The sequence below is a fragment of the Anaerobacillus sp. ABD4_527 genome (assembly GCF_056160805.1).
In genome coordinates this window covers 610803-626076 of sequence record NZ_JBSWXZ010000002.1, presented here as the reverse complement: position 1 = coordinate 626076, position 15274 = coordinate 610803, and the positions used below count along the sequence as shown (strand labels likewise).

The 15274-nt window shown below is 43.0% G+C and carries 24 protein-coding genes; 5 read left to right on the top strand and 19 right to left on the bottom strand.

What is annotated here, in order from left to right; genetic code table 11:
• The first annotated feature begins 31 nt into the window (after positions 1-31).
• Both ACXAHI_RS15385 and ACXAHI_RS15380 read left to right on the top strand, forming a co-directional pair.
• Positions 32-379 (top strand): DMT family transporter, encoded by a 348-nt coding sequence (locus tag ACXAHI_RS15385; RefSeq protein ID WP_474849308.1) that lies wholly within the window; start codon positions 32-34, stop codon positions 377-379.
• Positions 376-672, top strand: a complete 297-nt coding sequence (locus ACXAHI_RS15380; protein WP_474849306.1) for a DMT family transporter — start codon at positions 376-378, stop codon at positions 670-672. Before ACXAHI_RS15385 ends, ACXAHI_RS15380 begins: the two co-directional genes overlap by 4 nt.
• A 41-nt stretch (positions 673-713) precedes the next feature.
• Here ACXAHI_RS15380 and ACXAHI_RS15375 read toward each other — a convergent pair whose 3' ends face one another.
• The 9 genes from ACXAHI_RS15375 to ACXAHI_RS15335 form a co-directional block, all read right to left on the bottom strand.
• Positions 714-1817, bottom strand: a complete 1104-nt coding sequence (locus tag ACXAHI_RS15375; RefSeq protein ID WP_474849304.1) for an NADH:flavin oxidoreductase — start codon at positions 1815-1817, stop codon at positions 714-716.
• 97 nt (positions 1818-1914) lie between these two features.
• Positions 1915-2085 carry a hypothetical protein gene (locus ACXAHI_RS15370; RefSeq protein ID WP_270181250.1) on the bottom strand — a complete coding sequence of 57 codons (171 nt, stop codon included), beginning with the start codon at positions 2083-2085 and terminating at the stop codon, positions 1915-1917.
• Positions 2086-2149: 64 nt separating this feature from the next.
• A complete protein-coding gene (locus ACXAHI_RS15365; RefSeq protein ID WP_474849302.1) occupies positions 2150-2545 on the bottom strand; it encodes a VOC family protein in 396 nt (131 codons plus the stop codon).
• 78 nt (positions 2546-2623) lie between these two features.
• Positions 2624-3232 carry a hypothetical protein gene (locus ACXAHI_RS15360; protein WP_474849300.1) on the bottom strand — a complete coding sequence of 203 codons (609 nt, stop codon included), beginning with the start codon at positions 3230-3232 and terminating at the stop codon, positions 2624-2626.
• Complete coding sequence (locus ACXAHI_RS15355) at positions 3229-3510, bottom strand: hypothetical protein (RefSeq protein WP_474849298.1); 282 nt, start codon at positions 3508-3510, stop codon at positions 3229-3231. Before ACXAHI_RS15355 ends, ACXAHI_RS15360 begins: the two co-directional genes overlap by 4 nt.
• Before the next feature lie 31 nt (positions 3511-3541).
• Entirely contained in the window at positions 3542-3742 is a 201-nt protein-coding gene (locus ACXAHI_RS15350) for a hypothetical protein (RefSeq protein WP_474849296.1), read from the bottom strand.
• A 219-nt stretch (positions 3743-3961) separates the two neighbouring features.
• Entirely contained in the window at positions 3962-5017 is a 1056-nt protein-coding gene (locus ACXAHI_RS15345) for an NAD(P)H-dependent flavin oxidoreductase (protein WP_474849294.1), read from the bottom strand.
• Positions 5018-5103: 86 nt separating this feature from the next.
• Entirely contained in the window at positions 5104-6606 is a 1503-nt protein-coding gene (locus tag ACXAHI_RS15340) for an FAD-dependent monooxygenase (protein WP_474849292.1), read from the bottom strand.
• A 30-nt stretch (positions 6607-6636) separates the two neighbouring features.
• Positions 6637-7824 carry a YhgE/Pip domain-containing protein gene (locus tag ACXAHI_RS15335; protein WP_474849290.1) on the bottom strand — a complete coding sequence of 396 codons (1188 nt, stop codon included), beginning with the start codon at positions 7822-7824 and terminating at the stop codon, positions 6637-6639.
• A 164-nt stretch (positions 7825-7988) separates the two neighbouring features.
• Between ACXAHI_RS15335 and ACXAHI_RS15330 the strand changes: the two genes are divergently transcribed.
• Positions 7989-8591: a TetR/AcrR family transcriptional regulator gene (locus ACXAHI_RS15330; RefSeq protein ID WP_474849288.1), complete on the top strand. Its 603-nt coding sequence runs from the start codon at positions 7989-7991 to the stop codon at positions 8589-8591.
• Between the two features lie 56 nt (positions 8592-8647).
• On the opposite strand, the gene ACXAHI_RS15325 is transcribed toward ACXAHI_RS15330, so the two are convergent.
• The 8 genes from ACXAHI_RS15325 to ACXAHI_RS15290 all read right to left on the bottom strand — a co-directional run bounded on the left by ACXAHI_RS15325 (position 8648) and on the right by ACXAHI_RS15290 (position 13437).
• Positions 8648-9157, bottom strand: coding sequence for an N-acetyltransferase family protein (locus tag ACXAHI_RS15325; protein WP_474849286.1), 510 nt, complete (start codon positions 9155-9157; stop codon positions 8648-8650).
• Between the two features lie 403 nt (positions 9158-9560).
• Positions 9561-10142: a type 1 glutamine amidotransferase family protein gene (locus ACXAHI_RS15320; protein WP_474849284.1), complete on the bottom strand. Its 582-nt coding sequence runs from the start codon at positions 10140-10142 to the stop codon at positions 9561-9563.
• A 36-nt stretch (positions 10143-10178) separates the two neighbouring features.
• On the bottom strand, positions 10179-10676 hold the full coding sequence (locus ACXAHI_RS15315) for an SRPBCC family protein (RefSeq protein ID WP_474849282.1): 498 nt from the start codon (positions 10674-10676) through the stop codon (positions 10179-10181).
• Positions 10677-10708: 32 nt separating this feature from the next.
• Positions 10709-11221 carry an RDD family protein gene (locus ACXAHI_RS15310; RefSeq protein WP_474849280.1) on the bottom strand — a complete coding sequence of 171 codons (513 nt, stop codon included), beginning with the start codon at positions 11219-11221 and terminating at the stop codon, positions 10709-10711.
• Between the two features lie 41 nt (positions 11222-11262).
• Positions 11263-11469 (bottom strand): hypothetical protein, encoded by a 207-nt coding sequence (locus tag ACXAHI_RS15305; protein WP_474849278.1) that lies wholly within the window; start codon positions 11467-11469, stop codon positions 11263-11265.
• Positions 11470-11505: 36 nt separating this feature from the next.
• A complete protein-coding gene (locus ACXAHI_RS15300) occupies positions 11506-11673 on the bottom strand; it encodes a hypothetical protein (RefSeq protein WP_474849276.1) in 168 nt (55 codons plus the stop codon).
• Between the two features lie 54 nt (positions 11674-11727).
• Positions 11728-12525, bottom strand: a complete 798-nt coding sequence (locus tag ACXAHI_RS15295) for an alpha/beta fold hydrolase (RefSeq protein WP_474849900.1) — start codon at positions 12523-12525, stop codon at positions 11728-11730.
• A gap of 162 nt (positions 12526-12687) precedes the next feature.
• Positions 12688-13437 carry a phosphotransferase family protein gene (locus ACXAHI_RS15290; protein ID WP_474849274.1) on the bottom strand — a complete coding sequence of 250 codons (750 nt, stop codon included), beginning with the start codon at positions 13435-13437 and terminating at the stop codon, positions 12688-12690.
• A 196-nt stretch (positions 13438-13633) separates the two neighbouring features.
• Between ACXAHI_RS15290 and ACXAHI_RS15285 the strand changes: the two genes are divergently transcribed.
• Complete coding sequence (locus ACXAHI_RS15285) at positions 13634-13813, top strand: hypothetical protein (RefSeq protein ID WP_474849272.1); 180 nt, start codon at positions 13634-13636, stop codon at positions 13811-13813.
• Between the two features lie 33 nt (positions 13814-13846).
• Here the strand turns inward: ACXAHI_RS15285 and ACXAHI_RS15280 are convergent, their stop codons facing one another.
• Together ACXAHI_RS15280 and ACXAHI_RS15275 are read right to left on the bottom strand one after the other, a co-directional pair.
• Complete coding sequence (locus ACXAHI_RS15280; RefSeq protein ID WP_474849270.1) at positions 13847-14086, bottom strand: hypothetical protein; 240 nt, start codon at positions 14084-14086, stop codon at positions 13847-13849.
• Positions 14087-14221: 135 nt separating this feature from the next.
• Entirely contained in the window at positions 14222-14716 is a 495-nt protein-coding gene (locus ACXAHI_RS15275; protein ID WP_474832273.1) for a lactoylglutathione lyase family protein, read from the bottom strand.
• 132 nt (positions 14717-14848) lie between these two features.
• Here ACXAHI_RS15275 and ACXAHI_RS15270 point away from each other — a divergent pair, with 132 nt between their 5' ends.
• A complete protein-coding gene (locus ACXAHI_RS15270; protein ID WP_474849268.1) occupies positions 14849-15184 on the top strand; it encodes a winged helix-turn-helix transcriptional regulator in 336 nt (111 codons plus the stop codon).
• Positions 15185-15274 lie beyond the last annotated feature (90 nt).

The following is a 15274-nucleotide window of genomic DNA, read 5'->3' as shown; positions in this document are numbered from 1 at the left end:
GAAACTAACGCATTCAAAAGGAGACTTCATTATGAAACATTCCGTTCTACTCATTGTTGCGATACTGTTTGAAGTGATCGGCGCAACGTTTATGAAATTTGCAGACGGATTTACGAACGCGGGTTATAGTGGCATCGTTTTTCTGAGCTATGCCTTAGCGCTCACATTCTATATCATTCTAACTAGAGACCACGAACTCGGTATCATCAATGCACTCTGGTCAGGTGGCGGGACGGTTACGATCGCCGTCATCGGAATCGCACTCTTTGACGAAGCAACAACCATTACGAAACTAATCGGCATCAAACTCATCGTGATCGGCATCGTTGGGTTGAACACACCAGGTAAACATGCTGAAAGAGGAGGACAACCGTCATGATGTTTTTGACCATCTCACTTATCTGCTCGGTGTTAGGAAGTATAAGCGTCAAACTGTCGAAAGGATTTAAAAAGCGCATTCCAAGCGTGATGTCGTTCCTACTGTTCGGCTTTTGTATCTATTTTCTCACACTCGCTGTTCAAACGATCGATGTTGGCATCGCCTACGCCGTTTGGTCAGGTGTATCCATCGCTGGTACCACGCTTGCTGGCATCCTGCTTTTTAATGAAAAAGCAAACAAACGAAAGTTTCTATCGATTGCCGTCATCATCGCTGGCGTCGTTGTTCTATAATAAAAAGCCGATCGTGGCGTGCACGATCGGCTTCCTTACATTTACGTTAATTTCTTTAATGCTTCCTTATCGAATGGAAGTAGATCATCCGCTCTTCCATCACGAACTTTCTTCACCCACTCAGGGTCCATCAATAGAGAACGTCCGATTGCGACCAGGTCGAATTCACCTTGATCTAATCGGTCTACAAGGCCATCAAGGCTCGTCGTGTTTGCACCTTCAAAGCTCGTGAACTCACCGTCAAGTCCAACAGAACCAACGGAAATAACAGGCTTACCTGTTAGCTTCTTCGTCCATCCAGCAAGGTTCAGATCAGATCCTTCGAACTCTGGCTCCCAGAAACGACGCGTTGAGCAGTGGAAGATATCTACGCCAGCTTCAACGAGCGGCTGTAAGAAACGCTCTAGTTCTTCTGGTGTTTCCGCTAACTTCGCATCGAAGTTGAACATCTTCCATTGTGAGAAACGGAAAATGATCGGGAAGTCCGGTCCAACTGCACGTCGACACGCTTCGATGATCTCAGCTGCGAATCGCGTTCTACCAACAAGGTCACCGCCGTAACGGTCAGTACGCTTGTTTGTTCTTTCCCAGAAGAATTGGTCGATCAAGTAACCATGTGCGCCGTGAAGTTCAATGCCGTCAAAGCCAATACGCTTCGCGTCAGCTGCGGCTTGCGCATACGCTTCTACTAGTTCTTCTACTTCTTTTTCAGTCAGTGGTTCGTTCACCTTTTCTCCTGACAGATCAAGACCAGATGGGCCAACTGGCTGTGCTTCCTCATTTGGAAGGTCGCCTGCTTTACGTGTCATTCCAACATGCCAAAGCTGTGGCACGATTTTTCCACCTGCTTCGTGTACTTCTTTCACAACATTTTCCCAACCGCTTAGTGCCTTTTCTCCGTGAAAGACAGGGATACTCGCGCCAGAAACAGATGCAGGATGATTGATTCCAGTTCCTTCTGTCACGATAAGACCAACACCGTTTTCCGCACGTCTACGATAATACGCTGCAACATCCTCTCCAGGTACGTTACCAGGAGAAAAGCCGCGCGTCATCGGTGCCATCACCGTGCGGTTTTCTAAATTTAAGTTTTCACTTGTAAATGATTCGAATAGTGGTTTCAATGAACTTGTTGTTTTACTCAATGGTTTCCTCTCCTTCCATTAATGCAATTTTTATTATTACAGATTCATTATTGGAAAGAAAGTAATCTGTTTGTAGGTAGAGGTTAGCCGGTTGCCCTCACCTCTCCTCTTTCTGAGAAAGCAGCTGGTCGACCTTCTGCTCTAGGCGATCGAGACGAGACCTCCTACCCTTTAACATAAAAAGTAGCACGATCATAAGAGTAGGAATGGATAGCAACATGACAAATGCAAAGAGTTGAAAAAGAATATCTCCAATATGTACGTTCATACTTGAACTCCTCCTTTCTTATCCAACGAAAAAACCCTTCTCACAGGGTTTTTTCTTCTATCATTTATTTTGCGTTCTCATCCGGTTGATGAACACCGAAAATATTCCCTTCAGTATCCATGTAATAGGCCTGCCAAGCCATGCCTGGGAGCGCGTATTTTGCTAGAGCGACTCTTCCGCCATTCGCTAGAATGACCTTTTCCGTTGCATCGATGTCTTCTGAGCCCATCGTACATGCATACCCGTTCATCGCGCTGTTCACTTCTGGAGGAGGCGTTTGTCGCTGCATCAACGCGCCGTTGATTCCAGGCTCGTTCGAATCTCCCGTGACGACGCCAAAGTAAGGCATGCCAGCGTATTCGCTCCAGTCTTCAAACGTCCATCCAAACACTTCTCCATAAAACATTTTTGCACGTTCCATGTCGTCAACATGAACTTCGAAATGAATGACTCTACCCATAAAAAACCTCCCGAATAGTTTTGCCGTAGCGTTCACCTAACTATATTCGCTTACTCGGTACATTCTCCTTCTCCAGTTTTATGGATTATCCGTTATGTAAAGTTGAGCGACAACCGCGTACTCTGCATCTTTCACTGATTCAGGAAGGGTTTTATAATCATCAAGCCCTCCGATATCCATGTGGTTCTCACTCGACCCCTTTACGTAAGCGAGATAAACGGTTTCTCCACTTTTTAGCGTGACGTCTCCTTCGAGCTGTTCAAACCCATAACCTTGAAGATCTTTTGGCATTTCGGTCGAACCTTTACTGTAGCCAGTCGGTGATCCCATCGTGTAAAATGCGGTGCCTTCTTCCATATGAAGTTGAAAGGAATGCAGCGCTTTTTTAAACGTTTGATCGTCGCCATACGTTTGGAACTGTTCCTTCCCACCGTCACCATTTTGAAAAACGACGATTGAACTAACTAAATGCTCACCATCCGATAACTCACCATCAACGGTAAAAAACGTTTTGTAGTCGATGCCGATTTGATCGATGATCCTTTGCTCACGCTCAGTTAATGATGCTGACTTAATCGTCAACGTTGAATCGCTTTTTGCTAAAACCTTCTCCTCTGATCCGGTCGTCTCCTCATTCGTGCATGCTACTAAAACGAGCACCACGAGCAGCGTTAATAGTTGCTTCATCCCGTTCTCTCCTTACTGAATCTCCCTCCAAAAATGCTTCTAATAATGGTCACGACTAACATCAGGATTCCATTTAGAAGTAGACCGATCGCGCAATAAGCCGTGACGAACGCCGCTCCTTGGCTGTGCATCATCCCTGATACAAGTAAACCAACAATATGGAAGATGACTGCAGAAGCCATCGCTACGAAACTGAGAAGATAATGATTCATACTCTTCTTAACGTAAAGGGTCCAGCTTCCGACTAACAAGCCGATCGTTACAATAAAAAACCCCAATATCCTTCCTCCTTACCTACGCTACGGAAGCTCACACTTCAAGGATGTTTCGCTTTTTCTGAGCTCTTAACGTTTGGATCAAACATGGCACGCCGGCCATCATACTGACAATAAAGCTCCACATCACATACCGCCATTCTCCTGTAAAGGATGCCACGATAATGAAAAATACAAGCTGCCCAACCAATGTAAACCAAGTTGCAATCCACGCAAGTGTTAAATTTTCTTTCATTCCTTTACCTCCCACATACTAAGATTTGTCTCTACCAATTATTTCAAATTTTCTTAAAAATAACAATCTTCTTTTCCATGAACCTTTATGAAGACGGCATTTCTTCAGTCTAAGAGACAGCTGCACTGCTCATTAATGCGAATCCATAAAAAAGAAGGGCGATTGCCCTTCTTTTTTGTGCCCTTTTTGGAGACATGAAAATCTCCTTTCAAGCACCATTCAGCTATTGATTCTCTTCGCTTGAGAAACGATCGATGCAATAATTTCAGACGCTGATTCACGGCGGCTCAATCGAGGACTTTGCCCCGACCAGAGAGACATGAATTCAGGGTTTTGTTGGTTTGCAGCTTCTTTTCGAATACCTTTTGTTAACGAGTTTTGTAAGGGATAAGCCAATAACTCGTGTTCATGGCCTTCCATTTTATCGATAAAGGTGTTTCGAATGCCTCTCGCTGGCTTTCCGCTAAAGGAAGAAGTCAGTACGGTTTCTGTTTCTTTCGTATGTACAATCGCTTCTTTATGATGTGGATTCGCACCACTTTCATTACAAGTGACAAACGCCGTCCCGAGCTGCGCGCCATCTGCTCCAAGAACCATGGAAGCACAAACCCCTCTTCCGTCCATAATGCCACCCGCTGCGATGACAGGAATCTTCACTTCATCTGCGACTTGAGGGATGAGTGACATCGTACCAACGCCTTCGTTCGTCGCTAAAAACGTTCCACGATGACCGCCAGCTTCACTACCCTGCGCGACGACAGCATCCATACCAGATTTCTCATTCAAGATCGCTTCTTCCACGGAAGTCGCTGTTCCAATCAAGATGATTCCATCACCCTTAAGGTCTTGAATGACCTCTTGATCAGGTAGCCCAAACGTAAAGCTTACAATAGGAACGTTCAGCTCCTTGATCACCTCAATTTGGTTTCTAAAAAGTGATTCATCAATCTCTGGAAAGGCTTCTTCCGCTAGTCCTAGTTCGTCTCGAAAAGGGTTCAAAAGCTCGTTTGCATGCTTTATCTCTTGCTCTGTAGCTTTCGGGTATTCAGGGACGAACACATTCACAGCGAACGGCCTGTTGGTTAACGTCTGAATCTCTTCGATCGCCTCTTTCATCGCCTCTGGTGTCATATACCCAGCCCCTAGCGTTCCGAGTGCTCCTGCATTCGAAACGGTAGAAACGAGCCCTGGCGTCGTAACGCCTCCAGCCATTCCTGCTTGTATGATCGGGTGTTCAAGTTTCAGAAGTTCAAGTAACCGGCTATGCTTCCACATAGGTATCTTCTCCTTCCATAAACCTACTTTTTTACAGTTTACCACGATAACGAAGCATAATAGCGGAGGACACGAGAACTACTTAATTAATCATTAAAAAACACCTCATTTTGAAACCGAGCCAAATAGCGCTTCATTTCTTCTACGTCCTCACCCACATAGCCAATATATCCGTCTGGCCGGACGAGGTATAGCACGCTTTTCTGCAATCCCGCAGCTTCCACAGAAGAGTCCCACTCATATGCATGCACAGGTATCGGGACAAAAGATAGTTCATCTCTCACCTGTTGTTTTACGGTTCCATAAACATGAATCTGCCAATCAAACGATCGCAACGCTTCATAATTATTGTGGTTTTGTACCCATGGCAGCCGATCGCCCCCTCGACGTTTTCCGATCGTGCCTACACTCAGCATACTTTCATGATAGTGAATGCGCGTTTGCGAGATCGTCCTGAACATCGCTTTACGTACTGATGGGAATCGCAATAGAAATGGTAGAACATAAGGAAAGAAAACAGTTCTTAGCACTTTCCCTCTCCGATGCTGACCTATGATGTTTGTAAACGCACGGTCCGTCGTTGAAACGAGACTGTTCGCGAACGTACGGCGTTCCTGTTCATACGTCTCCAATAGATCACGTGACGCTTTTCCTTTTACCACGCTAGCTAGTTTCCAAGCGAGATTAATTGCATCTCCGATCCCCGTATTCATCCCTTGCCCTCCTGCTGGGCTATGAATATGAGCGGCATCACCTGCAAGGAACACCCTTCCTTCTCTAAACTTCTCACTGACTCGATGATGAACTTTATAAGTAGAAAACCAGTTTACTTGAGATACAGTAAGATCAAGCTTTCTCTGAACGGCCGGGTAAATCTCCCAGAAGTCGATCGCACGAACGTCCTCCGGAACGATTCCAATCAGACGGATGATTCCTTCTTTCCTCACCGGCATGAAAACAAAAAATCCGTTCGCTTCCATGTTCATATACATGTCACCTAGTACGAGAGAGTCACTCTCTGCTTCAACATCTGCAACAAAAAACTGCTGGTCATACGTCCCACCTGGAAAATCGGTTTCCATCCCGTGGCGAACCGTACTATGTGCCCCGTCACAGCCACAAATATAATCGAACTGACACTCCTCATGTTCATCCTTTTTGAGGATCGCTTGAACACCGTCCTCATGATTTGTGAACGAAACGAGCTCTGTATTCCACTCGATCTCAACTCCCGCATTCTCCAACTCTTTCACTAGCAATCTTTCATGAACATCTTGAGGCAGACTCAGCACATAGGGGAACGGGCTTAACGCGCCCCCTATGTCCTTCAGTCTCAGCTCCGCTTTGTCTTCCCCTCCATTTCTAATGTGAACAGCAGTAAGCGGAATTCCTTCTTTCACGAATTTATCTGAAACACCTAGTTGCTGATAATGTTCGAGGATACGAGCTTGGGTTACTAAAGCACGCGATGTTTCACCTGGCCCTTTATTTTTCTCAATGATGCGAAACGGTACGCCAAGCTTGGTAAGGGTTAACGCCATCGCTAGACCAGTTGGCCCCGCTCCTACGATCAATACGTTTGCTTTCATCCTCCCAACTCCTCTTAAAAAAAGTTCCTCCTACACCAATTCTTGTTTTTGTACGGAAGCCCCTTCTTTCATCTCGACAGATGACCGCTTAAAACGTGAAGAAAAAAGGACAACGAGACTTCCAACAGCGATCCAAACAAGCGCAGATGTAGGTTCATTCCATTCCAACGCTTTATCAAAGTAAAACAAATCTCTCAAACCTTCTGTCATGAAGCGCATCGGCATCCAAGGATAAATCCAATCATGATAAAAAGAAGTCATAAATTCGGTTGGAATGGTTAAGAGTGGCGCTCCAAAGAATAGTAACAGCGCGAAGATTCCTATTCCTTTTAAACCAATCCACGATAACACTGCAGAGATCATCACGAAGAAGCTGAAGTAGACGAGCGATAAGAACAAAGCCGTATCTACAAAGTTCGGAATCGATAAACCGACCATCACTTCAGCTAACCAGGCTAAGCCAAAGCCTGCCGTTAGTGAGAGAACAAGACCTAGCACTAGCTGAATCCCTCTTGCTTTAAAAGTTTGCTTACGCGAATGTTTCTGAAGAAAGAAGAACGTTAGCGCAGCACCTGCCATACAGGCCATCCAAAGAGGTTGAAACAGTGAAACAGGCGCATTCCCGTTCGCACTATTTTCACCAATCTCATTTACCTGAATGTCTTGTTTCATAATCGGTGTTGCGAGCTGTTCAGCCTGACTTGGTGAAAGGGTCATCCCTTGCTGTTCAAAACCAGTGATCACTTGCTTCCGAACGTTTTCGTTCAGGTTGGTAACCACTTGATTCAACATCGATTGTGCGACCATCGTTGCCATCCTATTCATTCCTTCATTGGTATACACGTCTAACTGAGGCGAAGTAGGATTTGGTGACCGTAGAGAACCTTGATTCATGCTAAAGGTTTCTGGAATAACCAATCCAGCATAGTAAGTTTGGTCATCGAACCCTTTCATCATTTCCTCAACGCTACTGAGTTCCACCAACTGAATTGGCGGTTCCTCCGCTGATGCTAGCATCTTTTGCATCGATTCTACGATCGTGTTCCCTGCGTTCAGTTTCCCCTGCTCGGGGATGTCCGCCCCTTTATCCAAATTCACGACGGCTACCGGTATGTTTTTCGGTGTCTGGTTAACAGATGGGATAAGTGTCAGCGAAAAAATAGTTAAAATAAGCAGTACAATTACCGGTAAAACAACCCACATTTTGCGATCTGTCATGATCCTTCCTCCTTATCTATTTAATAAACACTGTGTTGATTAACGTTCACACTGTATATTATAATTGGTTTACAAGTGATTACAATGCACAATACTAGTCGGGATGAACAGTACTTAACACAACTGTAGAAAGTGTTGATTAAAAAGGAAGCGAGGAAGCACCGATGGACAGAGATACGACCGATCGACGAATTCTACGTACAAAGCGGATGCTGCGTCAGGCTTTAACTGAGCTTATGGAAGAAAAGGGATTTGAAGCATTAACGGTAAGCAGTTTAACGGAAAGAGCGGACATCAATCGTGGTACTTTCTATATTCACTATCAAGATAAATATGACCTGTTGGATAAATGCGAGGATGAAATCCTGAAAGACTTCGAACAAATTGTGCGTGAAGGTTTCCCAACTCCACAGAATGACTACAGAAAGCTAGTTCAAACGGACCCGCTCCCACACATTCTAAAACTAATCGAACACCTAGCTGATCATTCAGCTTTCTTAAAGACCATCTTAGGACCAAAAGGTGATCCATCTTTTCAGGAGAAGCTGAAAGATCTTATGAAGAAGAACCTCACCGTGCTCATCGAACAACGGTTAAGCGACTCTCCTATACCTACTGATTATTTGATCGCATACGTGAGTTCCGCCAATTTAGGCGTGATTCAGCACTGGCTGAAATCTGGGATGAATGAGTCGCCACGGGAAATTGCCCTCATCCTATCTCGACTCACCATTCTAGGACCAGGGATGGAGGCTGGATTGAATTAGCCTATATCATCCAAAACAAACCCGCTACTTCTCTAAAGAGTAGCGGGTTTCTGCCGTTATAGAAATTTCCCCATCAAAATATCATCAACATACTCGTTTGGACCGAGCTTCCCTTGCCTTACTCGTCTACCTTCTACAGTAAACCCAAACTTAGAGTATAAGTGAAAGGCTCTCGGATTGTTTGAAAATACTTCGAGAGATACTTTTTCTACTTCGTTTTCTTTCGCCCAGTCCAGTAGTTCCGTTAGTAACGAACTGCCGATGCCGTTATCCCAAAATTGTTCTTGTACACTCATACCGAACATTCCTTGATGACAGAACTTTTTCCTAGTGGAACGACGAAAATTAAGCATGCCAACGATTTCACTATTTACTTCCGCAACTAACACTAAACCGTTTGAATCTTGAGCGTTGATCCAGTCTTCTTCTTCCTCAACCGTTGTCGTAAACTCTTCTAACGTAGAACTTAAAAAGTGAGCGTTCTCGCTCAACACCTTTTTTGTATGCTCGATCAGTTGAACAGCGTCACTTTGGTGAGCTTTTCTGATTGTCACCGAATTTTCCAATGAGATCCCCCTTACACCGTTATCTTTTCGTTAGGCAATGATAAGTTTTAAGGTTGATTGGGTTAGAAAGTGAAATATATTCGATAGGGATGACCTTTTAATAAGAGGTGGCTATTAAATGTAATCAAATAGTCTTTGAAAACCAAAGGGTAATACGGAAGCAAATATTATACCTATTACAATTGAAGATGCTGAAAAAACAATGAATTTTTGAAGTGATATTTCATTTCTTTTATAAGCGATAATGAATGCCTTCATCAAAAAAAAGACAGTAATAAATATAATGATACCTGAAAAAACACTTGTTAATATTACTTCCATTGTGTTCCTTCTTTCATCAAACTGACATAATCGATTGTGAGATATTATTATGATTAATCAGGATTATTTAACAAATACTACCTTAAGCGCTTAAGAAACCCTTCTTGAACATCTCATACCATTCGTGAAGCGCGTCTCCTTCTAACACGCCTAACGTTCGTAGAATGTCTCTTGAAAATTCGACTGCCCCACTTCCGTTTGCGGTAATCAAACCTCCGTCACTAACCGACTGTTTTTCTATGTAGTTATCATCACCTTTGTAGTGAGGTGCACTTTCTTTTAAATAAGGCAATGAATTCCCCGTATGCTTATGGTGATCGAGAAAGCCATGAATGCCGAGGAACGTAGTCGCATCACAGATTGCTGCAACAGGAATGTCGTTCTCAAAGCACGCTGCAACGAGCTCTTTTACCACTTGATTCTTCTCTTCTCTCCACCCTGTTCCACCAGGAATGATCACCATTGCTAAATCTGATGCAACGGAGTAGTCTTGTAAACTATAATCAGGGAGAACAGTGAAACCGCCCATCGATGTTTTAGGATCTTTATCGATCGCAATCGTTTGAACGTAGTAACCCGTACCTGACTTATTCAATTCTGGCGTGACGTAACTTGCTTCCCAATCAGCAAAACCATCTGTGATCACAACTAATACTTTTTTCATTTCAAAACGCTCCCTTTTCCAAAATAATGTAACACGCTACCCTTTGTAGCTCGTATCCCCGGTCTCTACTAATTCCTTTAGTCCTCTAAACATTAAATCCCATCCATGTTCGGTTGCGTCACGGTACTCAGATAGCGCTTTTTCCATATCAGCGTCTGTCCAACTTTCTTCTCGCTCAACGTGAATAAGCTGAGTAAACGTCATCTGTGCTCCGCTAGCATTTTCAACAATCTCAACCGTGATTCTGTCTTCTAACTCACTAAACTGCGGCATTTTGAACGTAAAGACCAATTGATTTGGAGCGTTGAGTTCGAGGTACTCCCCTACCGCTCGGTAATCAACGCCTTCTCGATGGTCGATGATTTCCCAATGGCCTCCAACCTTAGAATGATTCTCTACGAGCTTGTTCGTTCCTTCTAAGGTTAATAACCATTTTCTCATCATGTCTGGATTCACCCATGCTTCATAAACAGTTTCAGCCTTTTCCTCAAACGTTCTCTCCATGGTTAATGGTACCGTTGAGACATTATCCATCGTGTCATCTCCTTTATTATTCTAGATTCTTATCAGCGAACCACTTCTGTTCCAGCGATCCAGTCATAGAGATTCTTCCTTTTCTTATTCGTAAAAGGAAGAAGTAAATACAACAAGATAGCTAGATTCGCTGCGACTAAAACCACATACAAAGTCACTTCCTTGTAGTCAGAAGGAAGCATGATTCGCCATATACCAAAATGTGCGAGTTCCCAAGGGAGAAACTTAATAAACGTACGAAGCATCGAGCGACCGATTCCAATACGTTCACCGCTCTTGTTCGTTACACGGAGCCCCATTTTGCGCTTTCCAACCGTTCCTTGCCAGTTGGAACATTCGCACAACATAAAATATAGAGAAACTGGCAACGTCATCAATAAAAATCCTGTCAGCTGAGCGATTGCAGGCGAAGTTGAAAAGAGGGGAACGAGATATGCTCGAAAGATAACGGAAATCGAACCTACTACCAAAACACCGTATGAAGCGATGATCAAATAATCGAGTAAAAAAGCGTAAATACGATTTCGAAAAGGAGGATAAGACATCCCGTTCACTCCCTAAACTTGAAGAGTCGTAGTCTATACCTTTATTCAGCAGCCTTGTCTTTCTCTTTTCTTTTATTTTTCTCTATCGTGTAAGTTACGTAAATGAGGAAAACAAATCCGATTCCGCTCATGATCAACGCAATAATGTGAGATGCAGAACCTTCAAATGGAAAGAACAACGTAATAAAACTAATTCCGACGATCGCTAGTAAAATCCAGTGTAAGTACTTACTGATGAGCTCCCCCATGATTACCTCCTCTATATGAAGTTACTAATGCTCGCTTCATTCTTTATCATCAAAATGTAACAGTGCTAAACAGATCATTCCGATCGATAAGAATGTAATCGGACTGCTTGCTTTGATAGCTCCTTGCATCACTAAGCTAATCGTTGCGATTCCAATTCCTAACGGTGTAGCCCTTAATATCATTTTAATCCATTTCTTTAGCATTTCTGCCTCCAAACGTTGTAAAGAGTTTACCTTCTTCAGTACCTTCCCTCTTCTTTATGCTGATGTTAAAAAGTTCCTCAGCTCACTTAACGATAATTCTCTATTCCAATGAACGTAATGACCACCTTTTACTGGGTGATAGGTAATCGGAAGGTCATGCTGCTTTATTTTTCGTATGTATTGAGCGGTGTTTCTGCACTCTTTCTCGTTCATATCTTCAAACGTACCGTAAACTAAATAAGTCGGCACCTCTACCTTTTTAAGCAGGTTAGGAAGATTTAGATTATAGTATCCGAACATAAGGTTAAGACCACTTACTGAAAAGTCGCCTGGGTGCTTTAAGGCTAAGCGAACGTATTCATCTTCTTCAATACGAACACTCTCGCAAAATTGCTTTACTTTTCCTTCAAAGTTCACTTCATCACCACTACCTTGACGAAAGAGCGGTGCTAATTTATTTAGAAAAGACATTCCAAATACTTGTACACCAAAGTTTAGAATAGGAAACGCATAAGCAAACGGACCGTATTCTGACTTAGGGATTCTAGGAAAAGGTTTGTGACCTTGATCTAGCAGAACGAGTTTCGCTACTCGATTAGGATAATGATACGCAAAGGCTAATAAGATGGCTCCACCTAACGAATGCCCGATCACGTTACCTTTTTCTATTCCTTGTTGGTCCATATATGCTTTTACCCAATTCGCTAACTCCAGCGAAGTGATTTTATCTCTAATTCCCTCACTTTTCCCTAATCCCGGCAAATCGAGTAAATGTGTTTCAAATTCTTCTTTTAGATAGTCAGCAATATTCAAACCTTCATTACCAGTAAAACCACCGGCAGGGAGGAAGATTGCTGGTTCACCTTGCCCTACTTTTTCAACATAATAATTACGAATGAGATTGTCCTCCTTTAACTCTATGAAACGATGCTCCTTCTATTTAATTCCATATTTATGGATTCAAACCTCTTAACCAGAAAGGTCTTTTCCAATGAGAAAAGACCTTTCTTTGTTTTAACTCGTAACATATCGTTCTACAATTTCCATCAATCGCTTATTATTCTCGGTCGCAACATTTTCGGACAACCTCGCACCAGCGATAATCGGCGCCCACTCAAGCACCTCGTCCAAGGAGAAGCCGCTACGATCACATGCTAGTTTTACATACCGCTCAGCCCACTCCATAGAAAAACCCGCATACAACAAGTATGTTCGATACACATCCGCACGAGGATCACCTGCACTCGAATCCACCCAGTCGATGACGGTCACATCGTTATCCGATTGGATTAAATTAAATAAGTGGTAATCACCGTGACAAAGCTTATTCTCTACATTCATCCGATCAAGTTTTCTAAGAAGTGCATGTTTTTGGCTTTGCTCTAACACCCAAGCAGACTCAATCTGTCGCTTTAACTTCTTATACATGGGTTCAAGCGAATCCGTCGTAATGTCATGGATCCTGCACTGGATATCAATCGATAGCTTCATGTAGTCTTCCGCTTTCTCCATCCTTTCGAGTGCAAGGTCACCCAGCGTTTTGCCTTTGATGTACGCCATGATAATAGCCTGTTTTCCATCGACCTTCGTTACGTCGTAAATCTTCGGAACAGGTAGACCACAAGCATGTGCATGCTTTTGTTTATCTGCTTCAGCGACAGCTTCCGAACTTGGCAAATGCTCCTTAAACACTTTGATCACGCGATCATCCTGCAAGTAGATGGTCGCAGTATTTCCTTCTGCGATCTGAACAGCTTCCTTCACTCACACCACTCCTTCATCGTACGGTACTTTTCATGTCTAAACGCCGTGCCTTTATGTAAGATACTTGAATCTACTAGTACTATAGGAATCTTTAAAAAAGAAAGGACTGAGTTACTTGAGCTTATTCGAGCAACAGCCTTGCGGAATACCCGCACATAAGAAATGTACGAGCTGCATCTGCATGAGGTTAAGTCGCTTGCAACCAGGTACATCTGTAGCATTAAGAGTGTCTGGTGTTCGTGTTCCATCAGGTGGATCGTTGATTCTACAAAGCTACGATTCTACTGATTGCTGTGCCACGTTTGATGCTGGTGCAGGCACGAGTCCGTTTATCATCGACTGCCACCGAATCGATGGGTTTACGATCAATCCATAGGAACATCCTTACATTGAGGGTGTTTTTGCTTCACTAAAAAATAAGATTCCCAGCACTTAGTATCGCAGCGAAAATGGCTAAGCTCATCGCAACTTTGTAAATCGTCTTCTCCCTTTCTTCTTTCTTTTCATCAAAAGAGATATTCGCCATCGAGAAAGCGATCGTGATACTTAATAAAAGTGGAAAAAGTGCGGTTTGTCTCGTGAATCCCGCCCAAATCATCGCACTCATCGAAACTAAGGTTAAAATGATTAACATTACTCTTAATTTCATGTGTATACTCCTTATGTAATTGTGTTGTACGCACTCCTACCAATTATTTCAAAATGATCAGAACAACTCAATACTTTATTCCATCAAAAAAGGAGCCTACTAAAAGTAAGCTCCTTTGCTCATTATTGCATTCTCCTAGTAAGCACCTTCTGAATACGTCAGCTCATAGCTATGCGTATAGATTTCAAAAATGTTACCGAATGGATCTTCTACATACACCATCTTAAATGGTTTTTCACCAGGATAGTATTCACGGATCGGCATACGTTGTTTACCACCGTGTGCTTTGATTTTCTCAACCATTCCTTCAATATCAGGATCTTGGATACAGAAATGGAAGATACCTGTTTTCCAATACTCGAAGTTGTTTTCAGGCTGTTCGTTCTCTGGGAACTCAAATAGTTCGACACCGATTTTATCACCCGTTGAAAGGTGAGCGATTCGGAATTTCTCCCAGTCGTTACCGAACACATCACGGCACATTTGGCCGATCGGTGTATCGTCATTTTCTACATCGGAAGGCTCCATGATGACGTACCAACCGAATACTTCTGTATAAAATTTTACCGCATCTTCAACGTTTGGGACAGATAGTCCAATATGAGAAAAGTTTCTTGGATATGTTACCATAGTAGTAATTCCTCCTTAGAAATTGTAATTTAATTGATTACAGAACACATTATATAATGAGTTTTTATACATGAGAAGAACGCACTTTTATGTGAGACACTAACCTAAAAGTAAGTAAAGGACTGAAAGAAGATGGACGCACCGATCAATCAAGATGGTAAACTAAACTGTTCGATCGAATACACATTGAAGAAAATCGGCGGGAAATGGAAAACGGTCATTCTCTGGCACCTTGGAGTCGACGGTAATTTTAGATATAACGAGTTACGCAGGTTATTACCAGGCGTTACGCACAAAGTTCTCAGTGAGCAGTTAAAAGAATTAGAAGAAGACGGGTTCATCGACCGCAAACAGTACAACACGATCCCGCCAAAAGTTGAATACTCGATGACGGAAAAAGGAAAAACGGTTTTGCCGATTCTCGAACAAATGCATAAGTGGGGAACCGAACAGATGGACAATCAATAGGATTACCAATTAATGTAGATTTATAAGAAAAAGCGCAATTCTCAGTTGAGAATTGCGCTTTTCCTAAAATACGTTTTGAACTGGTTCTTT

What these genes read in the sequence shown, in the direction of transcription:
- ACXAHI_RS15380 (WP_474849306.1), top strand. Translation starts at nt 376, where the DNA reads ATGATGTTTTTGACCATCTCACTTATCTGCTCGGTGTTAGGAAGTATA.
- ACXAHI_RS15365 (WP_474849302.1), bottom strand. Translation starts at nt 2,545, where the DNA reads ATGGGTAGAGTCATTCATTTCGAAGTTCATGTTGACGACATGGAACGT.
- ACXAHI_RS15350 (WP_474849296.1), bottom strand. Translation starts at nt 3,742, where the DNA reads ATGAAAGAAAATTTAACACTTGCGTGGATTGCAACTTGGTTTACATTG.
- ACXAHI_RS15340 (WP_474849292.1), bottom strand. Translation starts at nt 6,606, where the DNA reads ATGAAAGCAAACGTATTGATCGTAGGAGCGGGGCCAACTGGTCTAGCG.
- ACXAHI_RS15280 (WP_474849270.1), bottom strand. Translation starts at nt 14,086, where the DNA reads ATGAAATTAAGAGTAATGTTAATCATTTTAACCTTAGTTTCGATGAGT.
- ACXAHI_RS15335 (WP_474849290.1), bottom strand. Translation starts at nt 7,824, where the DNA reads ATGACAGATCGCAAAATGTGGGTTGTTTTACCGGTAATTGTACTGCTT.
- ACXAHI_RS15345 (WP_474849294.1), bottom strand. Translation starts at nt 5,017, where the DNA reads ATGTGGAAGCATAGCCGGTTACTTGAACTTCTGAAACTTGAACACCCG.
- ACXAHI_RS15270 (WP_474849268.1), top strand. Translation starts at nt 14,849, where the DNA reads ATGGACGCACCGATCAATCAAGATGGTAAACTAAACTGTTCGATCGAA.
- ACXAHI_RS15330 (WP_474849288.1), top strand. Translation starts at nt 7,989, where the DNA reads ATGGACAGAGATACGACCGATCGACGAATTCTACGTACAAAGCGGATG.
- ACXAHI_RS15320 (WP_474849284.1), bottom strand. Translation starts at nt 10,142, where the DNA reads ATGAAAAAAGTATTAGTTGTGATCACAGATGGTTTTGCTGATTGGGAA.
- ACXAHI_RS15305 (WP_474849278.1), bottom strand. Translation starts at nt 11,469, where the DNA reads ATGGGGGAGCTCATCAGTAAGTACTTACACTGGATTTTACTAGCGATC.
- ACXAHI_RS15310 (WP_474849280.1), bottom strand. Translation starts at nt 11,221, where the DNA reads ATGTCTTATCCTCCTTTTCGAAATCGTATTTACGCTTTTTTACTCGAT.
- ACXAHI_RS15385 (WP_474849308.1), top strand. Translation starts at nt 32, where the DNA reads ATGAAACATTCCGTTCTACTCATTGTTGCGATACTGTTTGAAGTGATC.
- ACXAHI_RS15370 (WP_270181250.1), bottom strand. Translation starts at nt 2,085, where the DNA reads ATGAACGTACATATTGGAGATATTCTTTTTCAACTCTTTGCATTTGTC.
- ACXAHI_RS15315 (WP_474849282.1), bottom strand. Translation starts at nt 10,676, where the DNA reads ATGGATAATGTCTCAACGGTACCATTAACCATGGAGAGAACGTTTGAG.
- ACXAHI_RS15300 (WP_474849276.1), bottom strand. Translation starts at nt 11,673, where the DNA reads ATGCTAAAGAAATGGATTAAAATGATATTAAGGGCTACACCGTTAGGA.
- ACXAHI_RS15275 (WP_474832273.1), bottom strand. Translation starts at nt 14,716, where the DNA reads ATGGTAACATATCCAAGAAACTTTTCTCATATTGGACTATCTGTCCCA.
- ACXAHI_RS15360 (WP_474849300.1), bottom strand. Translation starts at nt 3,232, where the DNA reads ATGAAGCAACTATTAACGCTGCTCGTGGTGCTCGTTTTAGTAGCATGC.